Source organism: Cohnella phaseoli, from assembly GCF_003386235.1.
Taxonomy (GTDB): domain Bacteria; phylum Bacillota; class Bacilli; order Paenibacillales; family Paenibacillaceae; genus Cohnella; species Cohnella phaseoli.
This window is the reverse complement of sequence record NZ_QRDZ01000006.1, coordinates 40,238-66,175: the sequence shown is the minus strand read 5'-3', so window position 1 is coordinate 66,175 and position 25,938 is coordinate 40,238. Positions and strand designations below refer to the sequence as shown.

Genomic DNA, 25,938 nt, shown 5'->3' with positions numbered 1-25,938 from the left:
CTCTTCCTTACTTCCGATTTCATGAAAACGTCGACTAGACAAACAGTTTGAAAACACCCATCAAGATCAAAATGATGCCGGGCAGCATGGATAGCTGCTTTACCCAACGCCAGCGAGACGCCCACATACCGAACTTCGTGCCGGACCAGAGAAACAACCCGCTCGATGCGGCGATCACCACCGCCGTAAGCAGCGGCGGAAAGCCGACCAGAGCCGCGCCGATACCGGCTCCGAAAGCGTCTAGAGACAACGCTGTTCCGAGCAGAAAAGCTTCGCCTGCGCTAATCGTGCCTGACCGGTCCATATCGGCCGCCGAAGGCGTACGCAGAATTTGAATAATGAATCCGAATATTTTAAGCTCCATCTTAAGCACAGGAGCATTGCCGATCGTATCCGCCGCCCCCGCTCCCGCGCTGCCGTGTTTGCCCCGGTCTCGCTCGTCGCGTTCTCCGCTGCGAATAAACTGCAGCAGAGCCCACATGCCGATGCCGATCAGGATGACCGCTCCCACAGCCGAAGCTCCCTGGGGCGGTATCCAACGCGTCATCGCGACACCGACCATCATCGAGAGCAAAATGATCAAACCGGAACAAGCCGAAATAATTGCGACGGAAGATACGGGAATTTTGATTTTCCTGACGCCGTAAGTCATTCCAACGCCGAAGCCGTCCAGACTTACCGCAAATGATAATAACAGAAGCGATGCGACAGATGCCGTCATAATGCATATCCCCCTGCATGGATGCGATCCCTCGCTTCCTATTTCGGAAGCCGGGTACTTTCCATCCTATGCAGGCGGCGCCGACAATGCCCCGCTTAATGCGCTTCTATTGCTCCACTCCGTCCAAACGCCGCTTCACGGCGTTGGACCGACGCTTCTTCGCAGCGCCGACCGACACTGCGGTTAAGCCCCCGCCGCGCGGAGGCTTCTGGCAGCTCGGACATACGTGCGTCCCTCGACCGCCAACGACCGATTTCTCAATTGGCGTGCCGCATTCGGAGCAAGGCTCTCCCGTTCTGCCGTAAGCCCTCAAACTATGCTGGAAAAGTCCCATCTCGCCTTGGCCGTTCACATACGACTTAATCGAAGAGCCTCCCGCTTCCACCGCGGCCGCCAACGTAGCGACAATCGCGTCATGAAGCTTCTGGTGCTCCTTCCGCTTCAGCTCGCTGGCGGGCGTCTCGGGATGGATGCCTGCCGCATGCAGCGCTTCATCCACATAAATGTTGCCTAGACCGACGACAACCTCCTGGTTGAGCAGCAGCGGCTTGATCTTCGTCGTCCTTCTAGCCAGCACGCGCGTGAATTCGTCCAACGTGAAGCTCTCGTCAAGCGGCTCCAATCCCAGTTTATTCAGTGGAGCGGCAATCCATTCGTCTCCCGGCGCGAACAGATGCATCGTGCCGAATTGGCGTACGTCCTTATAACGCAGCTCCGTACCATCCGTAAAAGAAAATCTAACGTGAGTGTGGAGCTCGACAGGTTCGTCTTTGCCGTACAAGCCGTAGCGGCCTTCCATCCTTAGATGGGAAATCAGCACCACTCCGTCCAGAACGAGCCGGAGAAATTTCCCCCGGCGTTCCACCGATTGGAACGTTCTTCCCTCCAGCATGGCGGCGAACGCCTGCGGATCGTCCGGCTTCTGAAGAATGCGCGGGAGGGTCACTGTCACGCATTCGATCGTTTTGCCGGCGATTAATTGATTCAAGGTGCGACGCACCGTTTCTACTTCTGGCAATTCGGGCATTCTCTTCACTTCCTTTTACTTCGCTTCGTACCAGTTCGAGCCTACGCTGACTTCCGCCAGCAGCGGCACGTCGAGCTTCAGCGCGTTTTTCATCGTTTCCGGCACAAGGGCTTTCATCGTCTCCAATTCGTCCTCCGGAACCTCGAACACCAATTCGTCATGAACCTGCAGCAGCATCCGGCTGCGCATGCCGCGAGAGGACAGCTCTTCGCTCATCCGCATCATCGCCAGCTTGATGATGTCCGCTGCGGTTCCTTGGATTGGCGTGTTCATCGCCGTGCGCTCCGCGAATGAACGCAGATTGAAGTTCGAATGGCGAATCTCCGGCAAGTAGCGGCGACGCTCAAGCAGCGTCGTAACATAGCCGTCCTTCCTCGCCTGTTCTACAATGTCGGTCATATAACGGCGCACTCCGGGGAACGCCACGAAATACTGCTCAATGAAATCCGCAGCCTCGCCCCGCGTGATGTTCAAGTTTTGCGACAAACCCCAATCGCTGATACCGTATACGATGCCGAAATTGACGGCCTTGGCCTGGCGCCTCATGTTGGCGTCCACCCGATCCGCGGAAACTCCGAACACGTCCATCGCCGTCTTCGTATGGATGTCCATTTCCTTAAGAAACGCTTCTTTTAATCCGTCGTCCCCGGAAATATGCGCCAGCACCCGCAGTTCGATCTGCGAGTAGTCGGCAGCGACAATCGTCCATCCCGGCTCCGACGGCACGAACGCTTTGCGGATTTGCCGGCCTTCCTCCAGACGAATCGGAATATTTTGCAGGTTCGGGTATTGGCTCGACAGCCTTCCGGTCGCTGCGATCGTTTGCCGATAAAACGTATGGATTTTGCCCGTCTCCGGCCGTATTTCCTTCAGCAAACCTTCGATATAGGTCGATTGGAGCTTGGACAGCTGACGATAATGGAGGATCAGCTTAACGATATCGTGATGGGATTCCAGCTTCTCCAACACTTCCGCATCGGTTGAATAACCCGTCTTCGTCTTCTTTACGACCGGCAAGCGAAGCCGCTCGAACAACACCTCGCCAAGCTGACGGGTCGAACCGATATTGAACTCGAAGCCCGCCAGCGCATAGATCGCATCGGTCGTCTCCTCGAGCCGGCGCTGAAACTCCGCGCCCAGCTCCTGCAGCGTCTCCGGCCGCACTTCAATGCCCTGCTTCTCCATGCCTGCCAGCACGACGGACAAAGGCTGCTCCAGCTCGTAATAAAGCTTGTGCATGCCGAGCTTCTCAAGCTGCTCCGCAAGCGGCTCGCGCAGACGGCGCACCGCGTCGGCTTTAGCCGCCAAATGCTTGGCCAACTCGTCCGCCGCCGGAACGCGGAACTTGGCACCCTTGCCGTACGCCGCTTCGTCGGATGGAATCGGATCCAGCTTATACCGCTGCAGCAGACCGTGCAGCGACGGATCGGGTTCCGTCGGATCGAGCAAATATCCGGCCAACTGCACGTCGAAAGAATGCCCCCGCAGCTGGATGCCGGAGCGAGCCAGCACGAGATCGACGCGATGCAGATCGTAGCTGATCTTCGGAGCATCGCCGCTCTCCATCCATTCTCTTAGCTGGGTCGCCTCTGGGCCGAGCAACGAAGCATACGAAACGACATAACAAGTCGATCCGGCCGCAATCGCCACTCCGAAGCCTTCGCTCTGATGCGGATTGTCTCCCGCCGCGTCCACCAGCAAGGCTTCCGCGCCGTCCAAAGCGCCGTAAAGCCCGTCCCATCCTTCCTTGTCGACCTGGACGACTTCGTAGCGAGATGCCGTCTCCGCCGTCTGCTGCTCCAGCGCCTCGTCCGCCGTTCCCAGATTCAGTCGTTCGCTTAGCGCCTTAAATTCCAGCTTGCGGAACGCCCCCGCCAAAACTGCCGGATCATAGCCCTTCCACGAGACGTCCTCGACCGTATAGTCAAGCGGAACCTCGCGATAGATCGTCGCCAGCTCTTTGCTCATTTTGGCACTGTCCTTATTGGCTTCGATATTTTCGCGGAGTTTGCCTTTGATTTCCTCAACGTGCTCCAACACGCCTTCGACCGTGCCGAATTCATGCAGCAGCTTCAGCGCCGTCTTCTCGCCGACTCCGGGAACACCCGGAATGTTGTCGCTGGCGTCGCCCATCAACCCTTTCAGGTCGATGATCTGATCGGGCGTCAGCCCGTACTTCTCCCGGATCCCTTCCGGCGTAAACCTTTCGACCTCGCTGACGCCCTTGCGCGTAATCCAGACGCTGACCTGTTCGGTGGTAAGCTGCAGCATGTCCTTATCCCCGGATACGATGATCGCGGATTTGCCCTGCTCCTCCGCCTGCTTCGCCATCGTCCCGATAATATCGTCCGCCTCATACCCGCCCAGTTCAAACTGGGAGATGGAGAACGCCTGCAGCAGGTCCTTCAGCAGCGGAAATTGCTCCGACAGCTCCGGAGGCGTCTTCTGTCTGCCGCCTTTATATTCCGAATAACCTTCGTGACGGAAAGTCACTTTACCGGCATCGAAGGCAACGAGCACATGGCTCGGCTTCTCCTCCTCCAGCACCTTCAGAAGCATCGTCGTAAAACCGAGCACGGCGTTCGTATGCAGCCCGTTGCTGCTCGTAAGCGGAGGCAGCGCATAAAAAGCTCGATTGATAATGCTGTTTCCATCGATCAGAACCAGCTTGTCCTTTACATTAGCCATGGCCGTTCGTCCACCTCGCCGACATTGGGTTAATTGCTAGTTCAAAAAAATCGGACCTATACAGATTAATCATACCATAAGTGCGGAACGGGCCGCACCCCGGACCTGCGACGCAAAAGGGAGCCTATCCCCAGTCCTCAGACTTTGGGGATGGCTCCCGGATTCGCAGCTGCGGGCTGCTCGCTCGGCCTACCGATCAAATATCCTTGCGCGTAATCGAATCCCATCGCACGAAGCAGCCTCAGCTCTTCCGGACGTTCGATGCCTTCCGCGACCGTGCGGATATTCATCTTCTTCGCGAAACGGACGAACGTGCGCAGCATGTGCTTTTTCATCTCGTCATTGTCGGCCTGACGGACGAGCGAACGGTCTACTTTAATGTAGTCGGGACGCAGCTCGACGATCGATTGCAAGGAAGAATACCCGGCTCCCGCGTCGTCGATGGCAATTTCGTAGCCTTGCGTGCGGTAATGCGCCAATATTTTTTCCGCCGCCTCGAAATCGTCGACCGAGCTTCTCTCCGTCAGCTCGAACACGACCTGTCCCGGATGTATCCCTTTCTCGTTCAGCCAACGCACCGTCTGGCCGGATACAAAATGCGGATCGTTAATAATGCTCATCGTGACGTTGATAAAGATTTTCTGCATAGCTCCGAGTGCCGGAGAATGCCGAATTGCCGTTTCCCTGGCCAGACGATCAAGGGCGAGGGCCATCTGGTTTTTTTCGGCGAATCTGAACAGAGTGAGCGGACCGTCGAACATGCTCCCCTCCGGACATCTCGTCAGCGCCTCGTAGCCGAAAATCTTTCCGTCGCCGAGCCTTACGATCGGCTGGTAGACGCTCTTGATGCTGCTTTCCGCCAGCAGGCGTTCCAGTTCGCAGCGAAGCTCCCAATCGCGATGCCCGCTTAGCGATTCCCGGATTCGTTCCGTCGCCTTCACGACGCCGTCGTAGACGACGTCCTTGACGCTAGCCCTCTCAAGCCCCTGCAAGCTGGCGTAGCCGATTCCCCGCTCCTTCTGGCCCGAGGTCGGCCGCGTATGCCGAACCTTGCCTACCGATTCCGCGGCGATCGCTTCCTTGACCCGCTTGGCCATCGCCCGCAAATATCGGTCTCCCTCGTCCGCCTGCAACGAATTAGGCAAACCTGCGTACAGCCACAGATGTCCCGACACTTCGTCGCCAAACCACAAATCGTTCCGGTTCATCGATCTGGAGAGCCAATTTTCCCATTCGAAGCCCTCTTCCCTGAACTTGGTCGCCAGGCCGCCGCTCCATTCAGACAGATCGATGCCGATAAGGCCGATAGAAGGATGATGTTCGATTCGATCGATGAGTTGCTCTATGCCGAACCAGGACGTTGCCATTCGATTGAACACCAGCTTCCCCGTAAAAATATTCGCGAATATAAATGTAGCAAGCTTTTGTTAACGAAATTCGGAGTTTATGTTAACGCCCCGTTAATTCCATCTCCTCTCGCATATCTGTCGACTCGCGATCCGCGAGTTCCTCCCATGCGATCGAATTGCCGCGCTGGCGCTTGGCCTGTTTCTTCAGCAGCGCCGCCCTCTTCGAGAGCGCCTCCGCCGTCCAGCCTGCCGTTGATCGACATAGGATCAGAGAGAGCGATAGGGACAAGGCCGGCTCCTCCAGCAGCTGTCCCGAGCGGTCGAACGCCGGCTCCGAGTGAGTCGGAGCGTAAGCGCCGATTCCTTGCTCGAACTTGGCGATCGTCTCGTGCGCCGATTCAAGCGCATCGATTTCGGAAGAAAGCACGATAAAGTCGTCGCCACCGATGTGACCGACGAAGCAATCGCCGTTTGGGCGCTCCCTCGACACCTGAACAAGCGTCTCCGCCGTATAGCGGATAACGTCGTCTCCCCGCTGAAATCCGAACTGGTCGTTATACCATTTGAAATGATCCAAATCCGCATACAGCACTGCGAACGGCCGACCCTCGGCGAGCCTGCGATCCACTTCTCTGCGGATCGGCTCGTTGCCGGGAAGCCCGGACAGCGGATTCGCCCATTGCGCGGCCTTCACGCGGGCCTGCGATACCCATTCCAGCATGGAACGGATCGAAGCGATTCCCGCCACCTGGCCGTCTCTGGTTATAATGACCTCGTCGTACAGCTTGTCCGGCTCGCGCGCCATCGCCATCTGCGACGCCTGATCGACCGTAACCGACTCTTCGACGATGGCCGGATGAGTGTCCATAATTTTGCCGACGGGCCTATTCCAGTAAAGCGGAAGTCCGAATTGACCGGACAGCAGCTGCAGCAGCTTTTCCTTCATTAATAAACCGATCGGCCTGCCCGCCTCCGAGATCACGACGCCTTGGGCTTCGCGGTGCTGCTCGAAATGGCGCGACACCTCCGACACCGGCGTATCCCGGCTAAACTGCTTTACCGGATTAATCAAGGCGGCCATCGTACCGGCCGCTCCCGTAAACCTCTTGCCGACCTCCGCCCGAATGAGGGCTTGCAGCTTGGCAATCCGCTCCTTCTGGGCCTGCACGCTCTCCGTTCCCGATTCAGCAGACTGCTCCGCTTGGGCGTAGTGCATTCCGCTGGCGACAAGGCCCGGCAACAGAGCCTCCCGATCGAGTCCCCCGGCGATAAAGACAATCTGCTCCTTGCGCGACAGAGCGATCAACGCTTGCAGCAAGCTCCCCTCCACCGAGTCGGGCGTCTCGCCGCGAATCCAGTCGACGTCCAGACGCGCGTAGTCGGGATGCAGATCTATCATTTTGCGCAGCGAATCCAGCTCCGGCCGGATTCCCGATATCGAAATCCGAAAGCCTTGATTGCGATAATGCTTCAAAGCCGATCCGGTCATCGCTGCCGATTCGTTGTCCCCGTCGATCAGAACGAGCACGACATGCTCCGGTCGCAGATTCGCCGCTTCGATTCTCCGCAGCGTGCTTCCGGGGTAAAGCCTCGGATCGAAAATAATTTTGGCGGGGACGGGGAGAAACAGCTTCACGTCTCCGTTGCGGGACGGCAGCCCCCGAATCGCCGCCTCCCGAAAACGGCGATCCCACTCGAACAGCTTGCCGGATTGGTCGGCTTGGGCGTAGAAGGAGCGCAGGTCGATCCGCTCTCCCTTGCGCCCTCCGATCGGAACGGCTTCGTAGCCGTACAACGAACCGTCGAGCAGCGACACGATCGGCAAGTAGCGAACCGAAAAATCGAAATCGGCCGCGGATTCACGCAGTTCCTCCAGCGGAAACCGGATGAGCGGCGCAGAGGAGAAAAACATATGCTTCCAGGCGGTCTCATAAGCGTTGAGCAGCGCGGCTTCCCATTCTCGGGGACCGGCGGTACTCGGAAGCGTCCGACCGTCCTTGCCGACTGCCCAACCAAATCCGCTGCGGATACCGCCGCCCGCCGCCGTCATTTCGGAGCATCCGAACTCCAGCAGCGCTCGCTGCGCCGTATCTCGGATAAGAAACGCCATTCTGCCCGGCGAGAGGTCTGCCGACGCCCAATCGTCGTTCTCCTCCGGCGAGAATACGACGATCAGAACCAAACCTTCGCCGGATGGCGCCCACCCCTTCACCGAGCTCGACAGCTTCGACAGCCGCAGTGCGATTAAGCGCAGCAAACGCGCGACGCGAGCCGGCGAGTCGCCGTTATGCCCGCTTCCGCTCTCCCACCGCACGACAAACAAGCCGCAGCGCTGCGGTTGTCCGTCAGCGCTCAGCCCGTATTTGACAATCTCGCGATCCAACCAGCCTTCGATCTCCTTCATCATGACGTCCTACCTCCGCACGACGTTTCCCTGCTAACGAGATCCGTTTGTTTTTCTTCACCTTAACACGGTCTCGTTATTTGTAGTCCCGTACTTTGTTAACGGAAGGTAAATTAAGGAGGAGGAGCTGCCTCGGAAGTTCGTATTATTGCGACAAGGACATGATCTCAGGACTTGCGAAAAACTCGTATACCGTCAGCCAAGGCCCGCGACGAAGACGTTTTGTTTCACGGGCTCAGCGAGCGAATTAACGGCTTGTACCTGCAGCTCGACCCCGAGGAACGGGAAGGGCAAATTATGGCCAAAGCCAAAAAATATATGCGCGATCATCTCGGGGAACCGCTCACGCTGGAAGACGTTAGCCGGCTGACGTACGTCAGCCGGTCGCATCTGAGCCGATTGTTCCGCAAGCGGGCCGGGCAAACCTTCCTGGAATACTTGACCGACCTGCGGATCGAGGAAGCTAGAAGGCTGCTCTCGGAACCGGGCATCAAAATCTACGAGCTCGCCGAAAGACTCGGTTACCGGGATTGGAAGCACTTCAGCCGAACGTTTAAGGACCGGACGGGTTACGGGCCCGCCGATTACAGAGCGAATTTGAGCGTCAAGCCGTCGGAGTGAACCGGACCTCGTATTCGCGGCCCGGAGAGTCGAGAAGGAGCTCGTACCATCCGTCGGTCAGGAGAACGAGGTCGCCGTCGGCGCACGTCGGAACCGTCCCGCTGCGGAATCGAAGGCGTCCCGTTCCGGCCGGAACCGCAGCGCGGATGCTCTTCCGGTCCATATACACGAACACCTCTCCGGCCGGAACGGGGACGCGGCCTTCAATCCATTCCAGCCCGCCCAGCGCAGGACGGATCTGTACTTCCTCGTAACCGGGCTTCGCCGGAGTCACTCCGAGGAAATATTTGCCGAGCAAGTATAAGGGGCTCGCTCCCCAGGCGTGACAGAGACTCTTGCCGTATTTCCTGCCGTACATCGCATACTGGTCGGGCAACGGAACGACGGGATCGTATTCCTCCCAGAAAGAAGTCGCCCCCAGCTCGAGCATCCCGCCCCAATAGGCCGCGATCTCCTCCCGCACGCTTGACTGTTCGCCGATCTCGCACAAGGCGGCCAGCTCGTAAAACCGCATATAGGGCGTCGTAATAGACGGAACGTCCGGATTCAGCAGCACTTCACGCTTCACCCTGTCGACCTGCTCCGGTTCCAGAAAGCCGTACAGCAGCGCAAACATATTCGGATGCTTTGTCACGAACGAATCGATCGAGCCGTGTAACCTCCGGTGAACGTACGCGCCCTTTTCCTCGTCCCAGAACGTCCTGCGAATGTCTTGGCGCAGCTTTCCGGCTTTCGAACGATAGCGCTCGCCCGTCTCGCCGTCGTCAAGCAATTCGGAGAACCGCACAACCGTCTCCAGAGCCAGGCAGTACAGCATTTGTTCAAAGCAAAGCTCGCCCTCCTTGCTCATATCCGCCCAATCTACGAAAACCCAGTCCTCCGGCCGCCCTTCCAGCATGCCGTTATCATTGCACCGGGAATCGCAAAAGGCCATCAGGCGAAGCATGGAGCCGTACTGTTCCCGAATAAACGCCAGATCCCCCGTATAGAGATAGTAATCGTCCAGCCCCATAAACCAATAAAGCGTATAGTCCAAAATCGTGTTCAAGTGATGCGCGACCGGGTCCTTCCCTCTGAGCGCGACGATCGTTCGCCGGGTAATCGGCAGATCAAAGAACAAATAATAGTTCATGAGATAGCTTTGGTAGGCGTCTCCGGACCAGACCCAGCGATCCCGCTTGATCCCGTCCAGAAAAAATTCGCGGGCGTTCAAATGAAACGTATATGCCGATACATCCCATATGCGGTTAAGCTGCGGGTCGGACGAACGGAAGCTGCCCCGGTAAACCAACGGCAAATATTCGTAAAGCAGCGAAACGCCGCCAACGCTTAAGCCGTCGCCGCAATGAATGCGGACGTACCGCAAGGCTCTGGAATGCGGTACGGTAGCTTCCTCCCCGTCCCGCTCCGAGACGAGGAGCTCGTCGTACGTCTCGCAATGCTCGAAGTCGTTCGCCTCCTCCTCCGATTCCCCGTAGACAAGCCTTGCAACTCCCTCTCCCCGAATCGCGTGAAGCCGTACATAGCCGAACGTCTCCCGGCCGAAATCGACGAAGAGCGAGCTCCCTTCGCGTCGAACGCTCGCGGCGGCCAGCGGCTCCGTCTCGAGCCGAAAATCGGCCGGCGGAACGGCCGGATCGCGGAAGCCCCCCCGACCGGCGCGCTCGAAGCCGGAATGCCATAAGGGACCGACCTCCCACGTCTCGTCCGTGACGATCGTCTCCCCTTTCGCGAACAGCGCCGGAACGCGGGAGAGATGATGAACCTGCGCCATTATCGCGTGCTCCCCCTCCTCCAGCCTCACGCCTCGCTCAGGATGCTCAATCGTCCTCTCGCCGATTTGCAGGCGCAGCTCCCCGTCCGCCAAGAACGTCACCGTTTCTGCATGGTCCAGCTTGATTTTTTTCCGGAACCTGACGACCGTATAAGGACTGTCGACGCGCCAGATCGGCGCGATCGTCGACTTCCGCTCGTCCCGTCTCAGCTCGACCTCCCGACGCAGCCAGATTTCGAAATCCCCCGGATACCAGATCCATTCCGCTTGTTTGCCGCCCATGACCTTTCCCCTTTCGTTTGCGTCGCATGCTTTCATTCTAAAAACAACCGACGCGGGCGTTAAGGGGACAATCGAGGCAAAAAGGAACGAAACGAGGCGATTCGGCTGCCGTTCCGCTTGCCGTCCCTCGTTCGCTTAATCTCTTCGCCGTTATTCGATGCCTTTCCCGGGCACCTCGTCATCCAATCTGCTCATCGCAATCGCGGCCAATAGCGCCGCGCCGTCCGCTAGGCAGTCTTCATTCAGCATGTAGCGGGGATGGTGAAGACCGTATGCTTGCTCGGCTCCGTTCTCCGGTCCCGAGCCGAGCCAGATGAAGCAGCCCGGCACGCGTTGAAGATAGACGGAGAAATCCTCCCCCGCCAGCACCGGGGGCGCTTCGATCCGGTTTTCCCGGCCAAGAACCGCATCGATCGCCGCCTCCGCATGGCGGACGCAATCGTCGCGGTTGACAAGCACCGGCACATGCCGGATATAGCGCAGTTCCGCCTCGCACCGATAAGCTTCTGCGGTTCGGTTGATTAATCTTAGCAGTCGATCCGGCATCTTCTCTTGAACGTCCGGAGAGAAAGTTCGCACTGTCCCGGCAAGCTCCACTCGCTCCGGGATCACGTTATAAGCAGCGCCGCCGTGCACGCTGCCAACGGTCACGACCGCCGGACTGAACGGGGATAGCTCGCGGCTGATCGCCGTCTGCAGCGCCATCACGATCGCCGACGCCGCCACGACCGGATCGACGCACTGCTCCGGCAGGGCGCCATGCCCTCCCCGGCCCGTCACGGTCACCTCGAACTGATCGACGGAACCCATCAGCGCCCCGAAGCGTGTGCCCGCTTGACCGGCAGGCAGCGTGGGCAAGTTGTGCAAACCATAGATTTCGTCCACGCCTTCCAGCGCCCCCTGCCCGATCATCGCTTTCGCCCCGGCGTTGATCTCCTCCGCCGACTGAAACAGCAGCCGGATGCTGCCGGAGAGACGTTCCCGGCGCTCAGCCAGCAATCTCGCCGCGCCGCACAGCATCGCCGTATGCGCGTCATGGCCGCAGGCGTGCATAACGCCCGGCACTTGCGACGCATACGGCAAACCGCTCTCCTCCTGGATCGGCAGCGCGTCCATGTCCGCGCGCAGGGCAATGCGCGGCCCCGGTCGACTGCCAGCCAGTTCGGCCACAATGCCGTGACCGCCAACTCCGCGCCGCATGACGTCCAGCCCCAGGCCGCTCAGCCACTCGGCGACGGCATCCGAGGTGCGCTCCTCCTCGAAGCTAAGCTCCGGATACGAATGAAGCTTCCTGCGCAGCGCGATCAGTTCACTCTCGATCGCGCCGGCGGAAGCTCGTAAGCTTCTATAGATTTCCTCATTCCCCATCGTTCTCCCCATCCTTCCTGTCGCCTGACGTCCTCGTCCCCGCAGCAAGCTGCTCGGCAAGTCTTCTGCCTGTCGGCGTCTGTGCCAATCCGCCCTGCGCCGTCTCGCGGTGAATATCCGGCATGGCGCCGCCGACTTCCAGCATCACTTGAATGACCTCGTCCGACGGAATGACGCTTCGCACGCCTGCCAATGCCATATCTGCGGCAGCCAGGGCGTTAACCGCGCCGAAGCCGTTGCGCACGATACACGGAATTTCCACCAAACCCGCTACCGGATCGCAGATGAGTCCCAGCGTGTTTTTCAAAGCGAGCCCGACCGCGTGCACCACTTGCGCCGGACTGCCGCCCTTCAGCTCCGTCAGCGCTCCCGCGGCCATGCCGATCGCAGAACCGATCTCCGCCTGACAGCCGCCTTCAGCTCCGGAAATAAAAGAATTGTTGGCGATCACATAACCGATCGCTCCCGCGCAGAACAACCCGCCGACCATATCGTCGTCGCTCCAGCCAAACCGCTCCTGACTGCTGACGAATACGCCGGGAATGACGCCGCAGGAGCCGGCGGTCGGCGTGGCGACGATGCGCCCCATCGAGGCGTTCACCTCGGACACCGCCAGCGCGTAAGCCATCGCCTTGCCCGCATCGAGAGCGAGCGACGAATCCGGCCGACGAGCGTAATCCAGCGTCCGCTTCGCGTCTCCTCCGGTCAGCCCGCTTCTCGAGCCTCCTTCCGCCGCAGCCCCTTTCCTTACGGCTTCCTTCATGATGCCGTAATACTGCTTCATTTTGTCCCATTCCCGCTCGGCCGTTCGTCCCGACTCCATTGCCTGATCCTCCAGCATCAACCGGTAGATCGGTTTGCCTTCCCGCACGCTGAGCTCCGCCAGCTCGTTCAAAGTACGGAATCTCATGCCTCTGCACCGCCATTCAGATCGATATAGCTTATGCCGGTCACGCCAGGCAGCCTCCGAATTTCCTCCAGCAGATCGTCGGAGAGCCCCCCGTCCGTCTCAACGGCCGTTGCCGCCTCTCCAAGCCTGCCTTTGCGGTCGACGTCCATATAGCCGATGTTGACATTCGCCCCGCTTAGCAGCCGCGTAATATCCGCAAGCACCCCGGTACGGTCGCCATGAAACACAATCGTCGTCGGATAATCGGCCGTAAAACGCAGGTCAAAGCCGCTAGCCTCAATCACCTCGATATTGCCGCCGCCAATCGAGCAGCCGGTCATCCTGCAGAAGCGATCGTCCGAGCGCAGCTCCACGGATAGCGTATTCGGATGAACGGCCGCTCCCGCTCCCGCCCGGAACGTCACCTTCATCCCAGCCTCGGCCGCCAACCGCAGCGAATCGGGAATTCGCGCATCGTCCGTGCCGAACCTCAGCAGCCCCGCGACAACGGCCACGTCTGTTCCATGTCCGGCATAAGTCGCCGCGAAAGAGCCGTAGAACACAATGTCAGCCTCCTTCGGCATTGCGCCGAGCAGCTCCCTGGCGACTCGGCCGAGCCGGACTGCGCCTGCCGTATGCGAGCTGGACGGGCCGATCATGCTCGGCCCGATAATCGAAAATACGTCTTTGAATCGCATTTTCCGCTCACAACCTTTAGATCAGCCATTCGGCCAGATTTCGACGCACAAAATCGTCGTCGTTCAGATGCGGATATTCCCGATACACCCGATCGATCTCTTCCTTCTGCCCCTCCGACAGCTGATCGTGAGGATTGAGACACCATGTTCCCTCCAGCAGTCCCTGTCTGCGCAGCACCTCATGAATGCCTGGAATGCATCCTGCAAACCCATGAGCAGGATCGAAAAAGGCTGCATTAGAGTTGGTAACTTCAACATTGCGGGTCAGCCATTCCGCTGGAATGCTCCCTTGCTCCCGCACGCGTTTGATTTCCTCCAGCAGTTCCACCGCCTTGTGCGTCCATACGGCCCAATGGCCGAGCAGCCCTCCGACGATTCTTTTCTCCACAACACGGCCATCCGCCTGAAACTTGTAGACGGTCAACAAGTCGTTAACGATATTATCGTCGTTGCCTGTATACAGCGCGATTTCGTCCCGCCGCTCGGAGCTGATCACCGCACGCACGACGTCAATCGTCTGGTAGCGATTAAACGGCGCCATTTTGATCGCCACGACGCCGGGAATGTCGGCGAACGCCCGCCAGAAGTCGAAGCTGAACGTCCGGCCGCCCACCGATGGCTGCAAGTAGAAACCGATGATCGGCATGACATCCGCCACCTTTTCCGTCCGTTTCAGAATGTCCGCCTCAGTCCAGCCTTGCAGCCCTCCCATACTGAGCAATCCGGCATCGTACCCGAGCGAGGCGGACGTTTCGGCCTCCGCGACCGCCTGCTCCGTTGGCCCGCATATTCCCGCAACGCGTATAAACGGACGCTGCAGCCCCGCTCGCGCTACCTCCTCGGATGCCAGGCGCAGCACTTTCTCAAACAAATTGTGCTGCGGCTCGCGAATCTCGAATTGCGTGGAATGAACGCCGACGGCGATGCCGCCCGCGCCAGACGCGATATAGTAACGGCTAAGCGCTCTTTGACGCCGTTCGTCCAGTTGGCGGTTCTCGTTCAGCGCCAGCGGATGCGCCGGAATGACCAGCCCCTCATGCAGCGCCCGCTTCAGCTCGGGCGTAAGCTCTCTTCTCCCGCTCATCGCTCAAAACTTCCCCTTTCGTTCCTGGAAATGCGTCGGCTTGTTCAAGGTCGCTCCGCCGGCCTCCACCCATTCCGCAACCCAATCGATCATTTGGAGCAGCGAGACGCGGGGATAGCCGAACAGTTGATGGCACTTCGTTGAATTGTTCAGCAGCGCATTGTCGGACTCGGTTCCCGTGAATACCGGCTCGATTCCCAATCGCTCGCCGAACTTCTCCGCCGCCCAGCGGATGGACATCGTCTCGGGACCCGTCACGTTCAGGAAGCGGGCGGGCGCTTCGCAAACGAGCAGGGAGCGAATGGCAATCTCATTAGCGTCTCCCTGCCAGATGATGTTCGCATGCCCCATCGTCAGGTCGATCGGTTTGCCGCCTTGCACCGACTTGGCGATTTCCAGCAGTACGCCGTAGCGCAGGTCGATGGCGTAGTTGAGACGATAGACAAGCATTTTCGTTGAATGGACTTTGGAGAAGTGCTCGAATACGCGCTCCCGTCCCAGACAGGATTGACCGTATTCCCCCACCGGCGAAGGCGGCGTCGTTTCGTCCGCTCCCCCGCTCCCAACCGGCGTAAACGGATACACGTTGCCCGAGGAAAAGACGACGATCCGCGAGTTGCGATACTTCTCCGTGACTCTGCCTGGCAGATAAGCATTCATCGCCCAAGTGAACGATTCGTTGCCCGTCGTGCCGAACTTGTTGCCGGCCATGTAGATGACATTCGAAGCGTCCGGCAAGCTTTGCAATTGTTCCTCGTTAAGCAGGTCGCACGCGATCGTTTCGATGCCCTCGGCCTCCAGCTGCTCCCGCAGCCCCTTCTCCGAAAAACGCGACGCCCCGATCACCCGATTGCTCGCTCCGGCTTGCTTAATTGCATTCATAAGCAGCTTGGCCAGGCTCGGCCCCATCTTGCCCCCAACGCCCAGCAGCAGAATGTCTCCCTCGATGGCGGCAATATCGCGAATCAGCGCCTCCGAAGGCTCGGCCAGCTTGGCCTCCAGCTCTTCAATCGATTTCATCCAATCTTTCTCCTTCCGTTGTCGAGAATAAGTTCATCATAATCCCCCCTCTTATTAAAAGACAAATCTTTAAGTCGTCTGTAAATCGTCGGAAGGCCGGACTTTCCATGCCCTCGCTTACTTCCAGCTTTCGTCCGCCAGAAAGACGAACCGGAAAATTTGCCGCGGCCGCCCCTTCGGAACCTTCTCCACGCCAACGATTCGAACCAGGTTATGATCCATCCATTGTAAAATAAGCCTGTGCGCCGTTCGGACGGTCACGTTAAGCAGTACGGCCAGCTCGTGCGCCATATAATCCGTCCTGCCGGTGCGAGCCGTTTGGGCGAGCAGCTTGCTCAAATAAGCGGACGTCATGCCCGCGCTCTCCGTTCGCCGAAGCAGCTCTGCATCCGTAATCGACAAATCCTGTTCAAGCGAATCCGCCATCGCCAGCGGTCCGATCAGCGTCTTGTCCTCGCGCACGATAAAGCACGTATCCCCTCCGGCCTCCTTCGCTTTGCGCAGCGCGGCTCTCGCGTGCGTGCCCGCTTCGTTGGCAGAGCGCCCGAAGCCGATGCCGATGCTAAGCGATAGGCCGAATTTCCGAAAAGCTTGCCTGCCCAACGGGATCGTTTTGTAGCCGCCGGTCTCCCGCTCGAAGATGCCCCGCGTCGTAAAAAATAAATACTCGTCCCCTCCGAGAGGGGTCAAATAGCCGTCCAGCGACTCTACGTAATCAAGCAGCATACGGTGGATATCCAACTTAAATCTCTGCACGTCGTGCTCAGTCGTATGGCCGTGAATCCTTTTCTCGAAATGATCCGCGTTCAGCAGCCCAACGACAATCTGCGCTTCTTTGCTCCGGCGGGTTTCCGTCGACAGCAGCGCTCGCTCCAGCGCGACCGTAATGTTCTGATCCGTCGGGATTACCCATTCGTTCGGGATGCCGAGCTTCGTCAGCGCCAGCGCCACCGCCCCTTCGGCGGTCAACGCCCCGTCGCTTATCCCGGCTTCGAACCGTTCGCGATGAAACGCAATCAGCTCTTCGCGCGTTGGATAGGCCGATCCGTCGTAATGATCCGCTTGAACGCGGGATTCCCCGATCTCCTTCAGAAATTTGTCCACCATCTGCTCGCCTAGCGTATCGATGGACAAGCGCAGGCTTTGGTCCGTTCCTAACGCATTGATCAGCCGAGCCAGCGCCCGGTAAAAGCCGGTATCGGTCAGCGGCACGAAATGCAGCGCCGTCTTCACATTCGCTTCCTCTCGAATTCGACGGTAAGGGAGCGGCCCCGATACGAGAATGACCTCCACTTCGTCCGCAATCTCTTCGGCCAACCGCGGCGCCGAATCGTCCTCCTCATAAGTCCGCACCACCGGCTTAAAGGACGGGAACGCTTTCAGAACTTGCAATATTCGCTTCACCAGGGCATCCGGGCCGATAACGCCGATGGAAATTCCCTGATTCTGATCCTGACTCTGATTTTTATTCGAATCGTATACGTCATCCATATAAATCCTCCGTTCGTTTGCCGATGATGGCGATAAAAAGCGAAAAACCGCCCAAAAGGGGCGGTTTCCCGTAGAGTTGTCCCACAAGCCTTTCAAGTTGCTCCGGAGGAAGATCGACGCTAAAGGTGACAGGGGTATGTATCTCCTTCCGATGCTTTTACGCTCCTGAAATCTGAGTTGGGAAACCCGTTAATCGGTGATTTCAGGAGCGTATGAGGCGGCCTCCAGGAGGTACATCCCCCTTTTTTGTCTATCGATCGTCCAAGCAACTCTGCTTATGGAACAGCCCTTTGAAGTAATGACCCGATTCACTTTCTCCATTTCATGGGGTCGTCTCTTCAACGCGTCTTTGGTTCAACCTATATAGCACAGCCTAGAGCATGTTGTCAACTGCATTATTGGAAGTCAGACCGTTAGACGCCCCAACAAGCCCACATTCCGCATCCAATCCGGGGCTCTCGACCTGAAGCTAGCCTATTGGTTTAAATCCGGACGTTTGCCCGTCATCAGGTAGACGACGCTCTCCGCAATGTTCGTCGCGTGATCGGCAATCCGTTCGATGTACCGCCCGACAAAGCTGAGCAGCATCGCCTGGCCGACCGTCTTCGGATTTTCGACCATCAGCGAGAACAGCTCGCGAATAATTTGCGAGTACAAAGCGTCGACCTGATCGTCGTCCTTCGCACTCTTGTAAGCCAGGTCGACGTTCTCCGTAACGTACGAATGAAGCGACTCCCGAATCATGACCGCCACAATGTCCGCCATTCTCGGCAAGTCGAGCAGCGGCTTGATCAGCGGCTGTCCGTCGAGACGAATGACGACTTTGGCGATGTCTACTGCCAAGTCTCCCATCCGCTCGAGATCGCTGGAAATTTTGAACGCAATCAGAATGCGACGCAAATCCTTGGCAACCGGCTGCTGGGTCGCGATCAGCTTCGCGCCGATCTCGCTGATTTTCTCTTCCAGCTGATTAAGCTCGGAATCGGATTGAACGATTTTTTTCGCCGTCTCCACATCGGTGTTCTTCAGCGCTTCCATCGATTCGATGAGCGCCTTCTCCGTACGGCCGCCCATCTCAACCAGCAATTGCGTAATTTCTTCCAGCCCGTGATCGAATTCCTGTCTTTTGACCATCATTCTTCTCCGTCCTCCCCCGGCTTCAGCCGAACCGTCCGCTAATATAATCTTCCGTGCGCTGATCCGTCGGATTGGAGAACAACCGCTCCGTCTCCGAATACTCGACGACTTCCCCGTTCAGGAAAAACACGGTCTGCTGCGACACCCTCGCTGCCTGGTGCATGTTATGCGTAACCATGACGATCGTATAACGGTCCTTCAGCTCCTGAGCCAGCTCTTCGATCTTCAGCGTGGAGATCGGATCCAGCGCCGACGTCGCTTCGTCCATCAGCAGAATGTCCGGCTCGACGGCCAACGCCCGCGCGATGCACAGCCGCTGCTGCTGCCCGCCGGAGATGCTGTTCGCGGAACGCTTCAGATGATCCTTCACTTCGTTCCACAGCGCAGCGGAGCGCAGACTCGTCTCCACGATCTCATCCAGCTTCTTACGTTCGGTAATGCCATGCAGACGAGGGCCGTAGGCAACGTTGTCGTAGATCGATTTCGGGAACGGATTCGGCTGCTGGAACACCATTCCGACTCGCTTGCGCAGCGTCTCGACGTCAACGTCTCCCGAGTAGATGTCGGTGCCGGCAATTTCAACCTTGCCTTCGATGCGCGTGCCGGCGATCATATCGTTCATTCGATTGAATGTGCGCAGCAGCGTCGATTTTCCGCAGCCCGAGGGGCCGATGAACGCGGTAATGGCCTTCTCCGGAATTTCCATATTGACGCTTTTCAAAGCATGAAAGTCTCCGTAATACAAGTTCAGGTTGTCGATCTCGATAATGGAGTTCATGGCCATTCTCCTCTTGTCTGATGTACTGGCGCCGACGGCGCTTTATCCGAACCGCCCGCTGATATAGTCGCTTGTCTCCTGCTTCTGCGGATTCGTAAAAATGTTCGTCGTCACGTCGTGCTCCACGACTTCCCCGTTTAGGAAAAAGGCCGTCTTATCCGATACCCTTGCCGCTTGGTGCATGTTGTGGGTAACGATGACGATGCAAAATTCCTGCTTCAGCTCGGCGATCAGCTCCTCGATCTTCGAGGTCGACACCGGATCCAGCGCCGAGGCCGGCTCATCCATCAGGATAATGTCGGGCTTGACCGCGATCGATCTCGCGATGCACAGCCGCTGCTGCTGTCCGCCCGACAAGGCGAGCGCGGAATTGTGCAGACGATCCTTCGTCTCCTCCCAGAGCGCGGCTTTGCGCAGGGACTGCTCGACGATTTCGTCCAGCTTCTTCTTGTTCTTCGTTCCATGATAACGAGGGCCGAACGCGATGTTCTCGTAGATCGATTTATGGAACGGATTCGGCCGCTGCCACACCATGCCGATGCGTTGGCGCAGAGAGACGACGTCGGTCGTCTTATCGTTGATATTGCGATCCCGAATCCAGATTTCTCCCGTAATGCGGCAATCGGGAATCAGATCGTTCATCCGGTTCAAACTTCTCAGGAACGTCGATTTTCCGCAGCCGGAAGGGCCGATAAGCGCCGTCACCTGCTTCGCCCGAAAATCCAGCGATACGCGTTTAACGGCTTGCTTCTCGGCATAATAGACGCTCAAATCATTGGTGGACATCCCGATGGCTTCCATCCGGTTCCATCCCCCTTCTATTTAATAGCCGTAAACTTGCGGTGCAAATAACGTCCCAGCCATCTTGCGCCGAAGTTGAACAGCAGCACGGCGATGACGAGCACGGCGGAAGCTCCGGCCGCAATTTCCTTCGCGTCGGGCGCCAGGCCCTCGGAATTGATTTTCCAGATGTGTACCGCCAGCGTTTCGGCCGGACGGAACGGATTCAGCGGCGAGAACGGGCTGAACGGATTCCAGTCGGTGAAGTCAAGTCTCGGCGAGCTCATGCCTGCGGTAAACAGCAGCGCGGCGGCTTCGCCGAACACGCGACCAGCGGCAAGAATCGTGCCTGTCAGAATGACCGGCATTGCGATCGGCAGCATGACCGAAGTAATTGTCTTCCACTTGGACAAGCCAAGCGCAAGACTTGCTTCCTTCTGCTCTCTCGGTACGCCGCGCAGCCCCTGCTCGGTAATCCGCACCATCAGCGGCAAGTTAAACACGGTCAGCGCGAGCGCTCCGGCAAAGAGCGAAAATCCGAAGCCGAACAGGTTAACGAGCACCAACAAGCCGAACAGACCGACGATGATAGAAGGAACGGAGGAAAGCACTTCGACGACCAGGCGAATGCTGTTCGTAACCTTATTGGCCGGCGCGTATTCGCTCATATAGATGCCGGCCCCCAGGCCGAGCGGAATCGTAATGATCATCGTCAGAACGAGCAGGAACACCGAGTTGAACAGCTGCGGACCGATGCCGCCGCCTCTGCGGATCGTTTCCGGAGCGGAGGTCAGGAAATCGAAGCTGATATGTCCTAGCCCGCGGACGAGAATGAATCCGAGCAAGCCGGCAAGGACAAGAACGATCAGGCCGGCCACCGAGACGATAACCCCGGTCGCGATTTTATTTGCGGTTTTGGCGCTCATAGCTTCGATCTCCTTTCCAGCCAGCGCACGATGAAGACGAAGACGAAGGTCATCATCATCAGAATGAGCGCAAGCGACCACAAGGCGTTGTTAGCGACGCTGCCCATCGCCGTGTTGCCCATGCTCAACGTAATCGCGCTGGTCAAGGTCGAAGCGGATTCGAACAGCGAGCGCGGAATGTGCGGCGCGTTGCCGATGACCATCTGCACGGCCAGCGCTTCTCCGAAGGCCCGGGCGATGCCGAGCACGATGCCCGTCATGAGCGCGGGAAGCGTCGTCGGCAGCACAATGCGGTATATCGTTTGCCAACGGGTGGCCCCCAGCGCGAAGGAGCCTTCCTTTAATCCCTTCGGCAGCGCGGCCAGCGCGTCGGTCGCTATTGTCGTAATCGTAGGCAAAATCATAATCGAAAGCACGACCGCTCCGGCTGCGATGCCGACGCCTTGGCCGGGAAACACGTCGCGAAAAAACGGAACGACGACGCTCAAACCGACGAAGCCGTAGACGACGGACGGAATGCCCGCCAGCAGCTCGATGACCGGCTGTAAGTACTTGCGCCCGAATCCAGGCGCGATCTCTACCATGAACACCGATGCGCAGAAGCCAAGCGGCGCGGCGATCGCCGCGGCTAGCAGCGAGGTGCTGAAAGAGCCGAAAATAAACGGTAAAGCGCCGAATACCGCAGGCTCTCCATCCGGAGCCCACTTCAAGCCCGTCAACAAATCGATGACGTTCACATGGTTAACGAAAAAAGTGCTAAGTCCTTTGGAAGCGACGAAATAAACGATCGAGACAATGGTGAGAATAAGAAACGCGATGCAAAGCAGCGTATAAATTCTGCCGACCCATTCTTCCGCAAGATGCGGCTTTGCTTGCTGTTTTTCTAACGGCTGAGCCATGTACCTCTCCCTTTACACAGCCAATCAAGAGGCATAGCGTGGACGCCTCTTGATTGGGCTTAGGATATGGAACTTGTTACTTCGTGATCGTACCGTTCACGTCGCGCTTCACTTGCATTTGGCTCGCCGGGATGTAACCCAGTTCGACGACGTCGGCGTTTTGGATTTCATCGCTCAGCATGAAGTCCAGGAAAGCTTTGGCCAGCTCGCTCGGCTCGCCCTTCGTGTACATGTGCTCGTAAGCCCATACCGGATACGTTCCGTTCGCTACATTGTCTACCGTTGCTTCTACGCCTTCATATTTCAGCACTTTGATCGATTCGTCGAGGTAGCTCAGCGCCAAGTATCCAATTGCCCCCGGAGTTTCGCCAACCAGCTTTCTTACCGTACCGGAGGAATCCTCTTGAATGGAGCCTTGCAGGTCTTCGGACTTCTGACCAAGCGCATATTTCTCGAACGTTGCGCGAGTACCGGAGCTGGAAGGACGGTTGATGATCTGAATCTTCTGATCGCTGCCGCCGAGATCTTTCCAGTTCGTCACTTTGCCTGTGAAAATATCAACCAGCTGCTGCTTCGTCAGGTTGTCGACGCCCACTTCCGGGTGCACGACCGCCGCCATTCCGACTACCGCCACTTGGTGGTCAACGAGCTCGGCCGCTTTGTCCGCATCCAGCTTCTCTTCCGCGAACACGTCGGAGTTGCCGATGTCGGATTGTCCTTCGGATACTTGCGTCAGGCCCGTGCCGCTTCCGCCGGCTTGAACTTGAATCGATACGCCTTTATTGCCGTCCATGAACTTCTTCGAAGCTTGCTCAACCAGCGGCAGCAGTGCCGACGATCCCGTCGCCAGCAGCGATCCGGACAGCTCGGCGGCAGGACTTTCGCTTGCCGGCGTCGTGCTTGCGGGAGCCGAGCTTTCCGGCGACGGCGAGCTTGCGCCTCCGCTATTGTTGTTGTTTTGTCCGCATGCGGCCAATACCACCGTCAATACCATTACCATCAGAAGCAAAGCAGTCTTTTTCATTTCGTATAGTTCCCCTTCCAACTCTCATTTGTTTTTGTTGACAGTTCATATTGTAGAAGGCGCGCATTCGCGCAATGTTTTCGTTTTGTTAACGGAATGAAAAATGTAAATATAAATATTCAATATAATTTATAGTATTATAGATTTATTAAATGACGCCATGTCGCAAGCGGAGGATTGATTATGAGTCTATTAAAATTGAAAATTGTCGAGCTGATCGATCGCTATAAACAAGTGACCGCAGTGGCCGACGCGCTGCGCATGAAGCAGCCGACAATTAGCTTTCATATGAAGAACATGGAGTCGGAATGGGGGATCAAGCTGTTCGAGGCCAGAGCCGGTCGCATGGTGCTGACGGATGCCGGAAAAAGCTTGCTCCCTTATGCGATGCGGATCGGGGCGCTGTATGAGGAAGCCGAGACGGTGATCGGCGAGCTGCGAGACAATGAACGCGCCCTTCTGCGCATCGGCTGCACCGATTGCGCGCAGGCGGCAATGACCCGTATGGGATGGCTCGCGCGGGTCGGAAGCTTCCCCGGCAGCCGTATCGCCGTTGTCACGGCCGACGAGGACACGTTGTATCGGCGGCTGGAGTTCGGCGAGCTGGATCTTGTGCTCGGGGGACGCCGATCCGCCGACCCGGAGCGCCTGCCAAGCATCGAGCTTCTCGTCTCCCCCTTCATGCTCCTGCTTCCGGTAGATCACCCGCTGACCGGAGCGGCGGATCACGCGCTTGCGGAGCGGCTTCAACGCTATCCGTTCGTCGTTCACGCCGAACGTTCTCTTTCCGAGCTTGTCGCGCCTTGGCTCGCCCGGCATGGCGTCGCGTCGGTCGCCGGCACGTTCGATTCCGCCCAATGGATCGTCCAAGCCGTCGAAGCAGGACTCGGACTCGCTATTTTGCCCGAATGCATGCTGCCTGAGAACGCGCGAAAGACGGCCTCGGCGAATGTGCCGGGCCGTCCCGAGAACTGGACTCTATACGCCGTTCGGAACGCCCGCGAAGGAAATGCGGAGCTTGCCGAGCGCGCCATTCAGGCGCTGCTCGATCTTTGACTGCGAGCTTCTCGAATGAGCGCTTACTTGCTTCTGCGCTCCTTGATCCACAGCGGAATCCGGAACACAATATTGAAGAGCAAAATAACGAAGACAAGCACGGCCGCGGCTTTATCGGAAATGGCCACAGCGTCGGGCACGATCGCCTCCGATTGGACGTACCAGAGGTGTACGGCGAGCGTCTCTCCCGGCGAGAGCAGGTTAAAGTCCCACATTTCGCCCGATGTCGTCACCCCTGCGGTCAGAATGATGACCGCGCTCTCTCCGAACGCCCGTCCGGCAATCAAGCAGATGCCGGTGACCAGGCCGCTGATCGCGGTTGGAATAAGCACTCGGCGAATCGTCTGCAGATGCGTTGCGCCAAGCGCGAACGAAGCCTGCTTTAGCTCCTGCGGAACGGCGCGGATCGATTCCTCCGTCACCCGCGTCATGACCGGCAGGTTCAAGAACGCCAAGCTGATCGCTCCTCCGACAATCGTCAGTCCGATCTGGAACATCTCTACGAACAGCGCGATTCCGAACAGGCCGAAAATAATCGAGGGCACCGAAGCGAGCCCTTCCACGCAAATTCGGACGAATCCGATGAGCTTGTTGTCGGGGGCGAATTCCGCCAAATAGATGCCGGCCGCCATACCGAGCGGAACTGCGATAAGCAGGGAAATCGCCAGCATGTAGAACGAGTTGAACAGCGCCGGACCGATGCCTCCGCCCTCTTCGATCTCGCTCGGCAAACCGAGTATGAAATCCCAGGTTAACGAAGGCAAGCCCTTCTGCAAAATCAGATAAAGCAGCGCCAGAATAAACAGGACGATGGCGGCGGATACGCCCCATACGAATGCGGTAAACAGCCGATTGTTGATCAGATTGAGACTGCGTTTCGTACGGAAGGCGCCAGCAGCCGCTGTAGCGTTTTTCATCGAACAGCCCCCCTTTGCAGCAGTCGCACGAGAACGATCATCAACAGGGAAATCACGAGCAGCAGGAAGCCCATCATATAGAGCGCGTTATTCCAGGTCGAATCGAACGGCACGTTGGCGATCTGCATGACGATGTTGCTCGTCAGTACCGAAGTCGGCTTGAACAGCGCATCGGCCAGCTGCGGCGTATTGCCGATAACCATGACGACGGCCATCGTCTCGCCGATCGCGCGGGCCATCCCGAGAATGACGCCGTACATGATGCCGCTGCGTGCCGCCGGGATCGTCACCTTGAAGATCGTCTGAAAGCGGGTGGCGCCAAGCGCATAGGAAGCGTCTCTATATTTTCGCGGTACCGCGCTGATCGCATCGTCGCTCACCCGGCTAATCGTCGGCAGCACCATAATCGTCAACACGATCGCAGCGGCCAGAATGCCGTCGCCCATATTCGTACCGGTTACGTCTCTAAGCAAGGGAATAAGAATCGTAAGTCCGAGAAATCCGTAGACGACGGACGGAATGCCGACCAGCAGGTCCAGAACTGGACGAAGCAGATTGCGCAGCCAATTCGGCGCGATATCGGCCAGAAATACGGCGATGACGACCGACAGAGGCACCGAAATAAGCAACGTTAGAAGCGTTAAAGCAAACGTGCCGAAAATAAACACGAAAGCGCCGTAGCGATCCTCTTCTGGAGTCCAGTCCGTCGAGAAGAAGAACGTCATCGGGGAGACGTCGCGGAACGTCAGCACCCCCGTGCGAAACATCAGGAACAGAATCGCGAACAGAATCAGGCAGACGAATACCGCGCTGGCGATGCAGGCGATTTTGAAAAAGCGATTGTAAACAAGAAGTCTGTTTTTCCTGTCGAAGGAACGACCTGAGCCCGCTTTGATGCTGCCGCCCAAATCGCTCGTGTTCGGGCTGACGATCGACGGACGTGCCGACGTATCCAGTTGCATAAATTCAAGTTCCTCCCATGAAGAAACCAGCTTGGCGAGGGAG

22 protein-coding genes are annotated in these 25,938 nt (G+C 57.9%); 2 read left to right on the top strand and 20 right to left on the bottom strand.

The annotated features are described in order from the left end of the window. Positions 1-34 precede the first annotated feature (34 nt). The 5 genes from ytaF to DFP98_RS09495 form a co-directional block, all read right to left on the bottom strand. Positions 35-721 carry a sporulation membrane protein YtaF gene (ytaF, locus tag DFP98_RS09515; RefSeq protein WP_116060352.1) on the bottom strand — a complete coding sequence of 229 codons (687 nt, stop codon included), beginning with the start codon at positions 719-721 and terminating at the stop codon, positions 35-37. A 106-nt stretch (positions 722-827) separates the two neighbouring features. Continuing rightward, on the bottom strand, positions 828-1,748 hold the full coding sequence (mutM, locus tag DFP98_RS09510) for a DNA-formamidopyrimidine glycosylase (RefSeq protein WP_116060351.1): 921 nt from the start codon (positions 1,746-1,748) through the stop codon (positions 828-830). Between the two features lie 15 nt (positions 1,749-1,763). Continuing rightward, positions 1,764-4,436 (bottom strand): DNA polymerase I, encoded by a 2,673-nt coding sequence (polA, locus tag DFP98_RS09505; RefSeq protein WP_116060350.1) that lies wholly within the window; start codon positions 4,434-4,436, stop codon positions 1,764-1,766. Positions 4,437-4,573: 137 nt separating this feature from the next. Beyond that, a complete protein-coding gene (locus DFP98_RS09500) occupies positions 4,574-5,803 on the bottom strand; it encodes an EAL domain-containing protein (protein WP_116060349.1) in 1,230 nt (409 codons plus the stop codon). 82 nt (positions 5,804-5,885) lie between these two features. After that, positions 5,886-8,192 carry an EAL domain-containing protein gene (locus tag DFP98_RS09495; RefSeq protein WP_116060348.1) on the bottom strand — a complete coding sequence of 769 codons (2,307 nt, stop codon included), beginning with the start codon at positions 8,190-8,192 and terminating at the stop codon, positions 5,886-5,888. Between the two features lie 171 nt (positions 8,193-8,363). Between DFP98_RS09495 and DFP98_RS09490 the strand changes: the two genes are divergently transcribed. Then, positions 8,364-8,810, top strand: a complete 447-nt coding sequence (locus DFP98_RS09490; RefSeq protein WP_147310157.1) for a helix-turn-helix transcriptional regulator — start codon at positions 8,364-8,366, stop codon at positions 8,808-8,810. Here the strand turns inward: DFP98_RS09490 and DFP98_RS09485 are convergent. From DFP98_RS09485 to DFP98_RS09425, 13 genes are all read right to left on the bottom strand, one after another. Beyond that, positions 8,794-10,866, bottom strand: a complete 2,073-nt coding sequence (locus DFP98_RS09485) for an alpha-L-rhamnosidase-related protein (RefSeq protein ID WP_181917589.1) — start codon at positions 10,864-10,866, stop codon at positions 8,794-8,796. The genes DFP98_RS09490 and DFP98_RS09485 overlap by 17 nt on opposite strands. A gap of 150 nt (positions 10,867-11,016) precedes the next feature. Next, positions 11,017-12,246, bottom strand: coding sequence for a M20 metallopeptidase family protein (locus tag DFP98_RS09480; protein ID WP_246016472.1), 1,230 nt, complete (start codon positions 12,244-12,246; stop codon positions 11,017-11,019). Then, complete coding sequence (sdaAA, locus tag DFP98_RS09475) at positions 12,224-13,144, bottom strand: L-serine ammonia-lyase, iron-sulfur-dependent, subunit alpha (protein WP_116060344.1); 921 nt, start codon at positions 13,142-13,144, stop codon at positions 12,224-12,226. Before sdaAA ends, DFP98_RS09480 begins: the two co-directional genes overlap by 23 nt. Then, positions 13,141-13,821: an L-serine ammonia-lyase, iron-sulfur-dependent subunit beta gene (sdaAB, locus tag DFP98_RS09470; protein WP_116060343.1), complete on the bottom strand. Its 681-nt coding sequence runs from the start codon at positions 13,819-13,821 to the stop codon at positions 13,141-13,143. The genes sdaAA and sdaAB overlap by 4 nt, the downstream gene beginning before the upstream one ends. 16 nt (positions 13,822-13,837) lie before the next feature. Beyond that, positions 13,838-14,905, bottom strand: a complete 1,068-nt coding sequence (locus tag DFP98_RS09465; protein WP_116060342.1) for a dihydrodipicolinate synthase family protein — start codon at positions 14,903-14,905, stop codon at positions 13,838-13,840. Positions 14,906-14,908: 3 nt separating this feature from the next. Further along, positions 14,909-15,925 carry an NAD-dependent epimerase/dehydratase family protein gene (locus tag DFP98_RS09460; protein ID WP_116060341.1) on the bottom strand — a complete coding sequence of 339 codons (1,017 nt, stop codon included), beginning with the start codon at positions 15,923-15,925 and terminating at the stop codon, positions 14,909-14,911. A 117-nt stretch (positions 15,926-16,042) separates the two neighbouring features. Further along, on the bottom strand, positions 16,043-17,416 hold the full coding sequence (locus DFP98_RS09455) for a hypothetical protein (protein WP_116060340.1): 1,374 nt from the start codon (positions 17,414-17,416) through the stop codon (positions 16,043-16,045). Positions 17,417-17,890: 474 nt separating this feature from the next. After that, on the bottom strand, positions 17,891-18,550 hold the full coding sequence (gene phoU, locus DFP98_RS09450; RefSeq protein WP_116060523.1) for a phosphate signaling complex protein PhoU: 660 nt from the start codon (positions 18,548-18,550) through the stop codon (positions 17,891-17,893). A gap of 25 nt (positions 18,551-18,575) precedes the next feature. Next, entirely contained in the window at positions 18,576-19,331 is a 756-nt protein-coding gene (gene pstB, locus DFP98_RS09445; RefSeq protein WP_220377075.1) for a phosphate ABC transporter ATP-binding protein PstB, read from the bottom strand. A gap of 42 nt (positions 19,332-19,373) precedes the next feature. Further along, on the bottom strand, positions 19,374-20,132 hold the full coding sequence (gene pstB / locus DFP98_RS09440) for a phosphate ABC transporter ATP-binding protein PstB (RefSeq protein ID WP_116060338.1): 759 nt from the start codon (positions 20,130-20,132) through the stop codon (positions 19,374-19,376). 17 nt (positions 20,133-20,149) lie between these two features. After that, positions 20,150-21,037, bottom strand: a complete 888-nt coding sequence (gene pstA / locus DFP98_RS09435) for a phosphate ABC transporter permease PstA (protein WP_116060337.1) — start codon at positions 21,035-21,037, stop codon at positions 20,150-20,152. Next, positions 21,034-21,936: a phosphate ABC transporter permease subunit PstC gene (gene pstC, locus DFP98_RS09430; protein ID WP_116060336.1), complete on the bottom strand. Its 903-nt coding sequence runs from the start codon at positions 21,934-21,936 to the stop codon at positions 21,034-21,036. Before pstC (DFP98_RS09430) ends, pstA (DFP98_RS09435) begins: the two co-directional genes overlap by 4 nt. Positions 21,937-22,012: 76 nt before the next feature. Then, positions 22,013-22,960, bottom strand: coding sequence for a phosphate ABC transporter substrate-binding protein (locus DFP98_RS09425; RefSeq protein ID WP_116060335.1), 948 nt, complete (start codon positions 22,958-22,960; stop codon positions 22,013-22,015). 183 nt (positions 22,961-23,143) lie between these two features. Between DFP98_RS09425 and DFP98_RS09420 the strand changes: the two genes are divergently transcribed. Continuing rightward, positions 23,144-24,016, top strand: coding sequence for a LysR family transcriptional regulator (locus DFP98_RS09420; RefSeq protein ID WP_116060334.1), 873 nt, complete (start codon positions 23,144-23,146; stop codon positions 24,014-24,016). A gap of 23 nt (positions 24,017-24,039) precedes the next feature. On the opposite strand, the gene pstA (DFP98_RS09415) is transcribed toward DFP98_RS09420, so the two are convergent. Together pstA (DFP98_RS09415) and pstC (DFP98_RS09410) are read right to left on the bottom strand one after the other, a co-directional pair. Further along, positions 24,040-24,933: a phosphate ABC transporter permease PstA gene (gene pstA, locus DFP98_RS09415; RefSeq protein WP_116060333.1), complete on the bottom strand. Its 894-nt coding sequence runs from the start codon at positions 24,931-24,933 to the stop codon at positions 24,040-24,042. Continuing rightward, complete coding sequence (pstC, locus tag DFP98_RS09410) at positions 24,930-25,895, bottom strand: phosphate ABC transporter permease subunit PstC (RefSeq protein WP_116060332.1); 966 nt, start codon at positions 25,893-25,895, stop codon at positions 24,930-24,932. The genes pstA (DFP98_RS09415) and pstC (DFP98_RS09410) overlap by 4 nt, the downstream gene beginning before the upstream one ends. Positions 25,896-25,938: the final 43 nt, after the last annotated feature.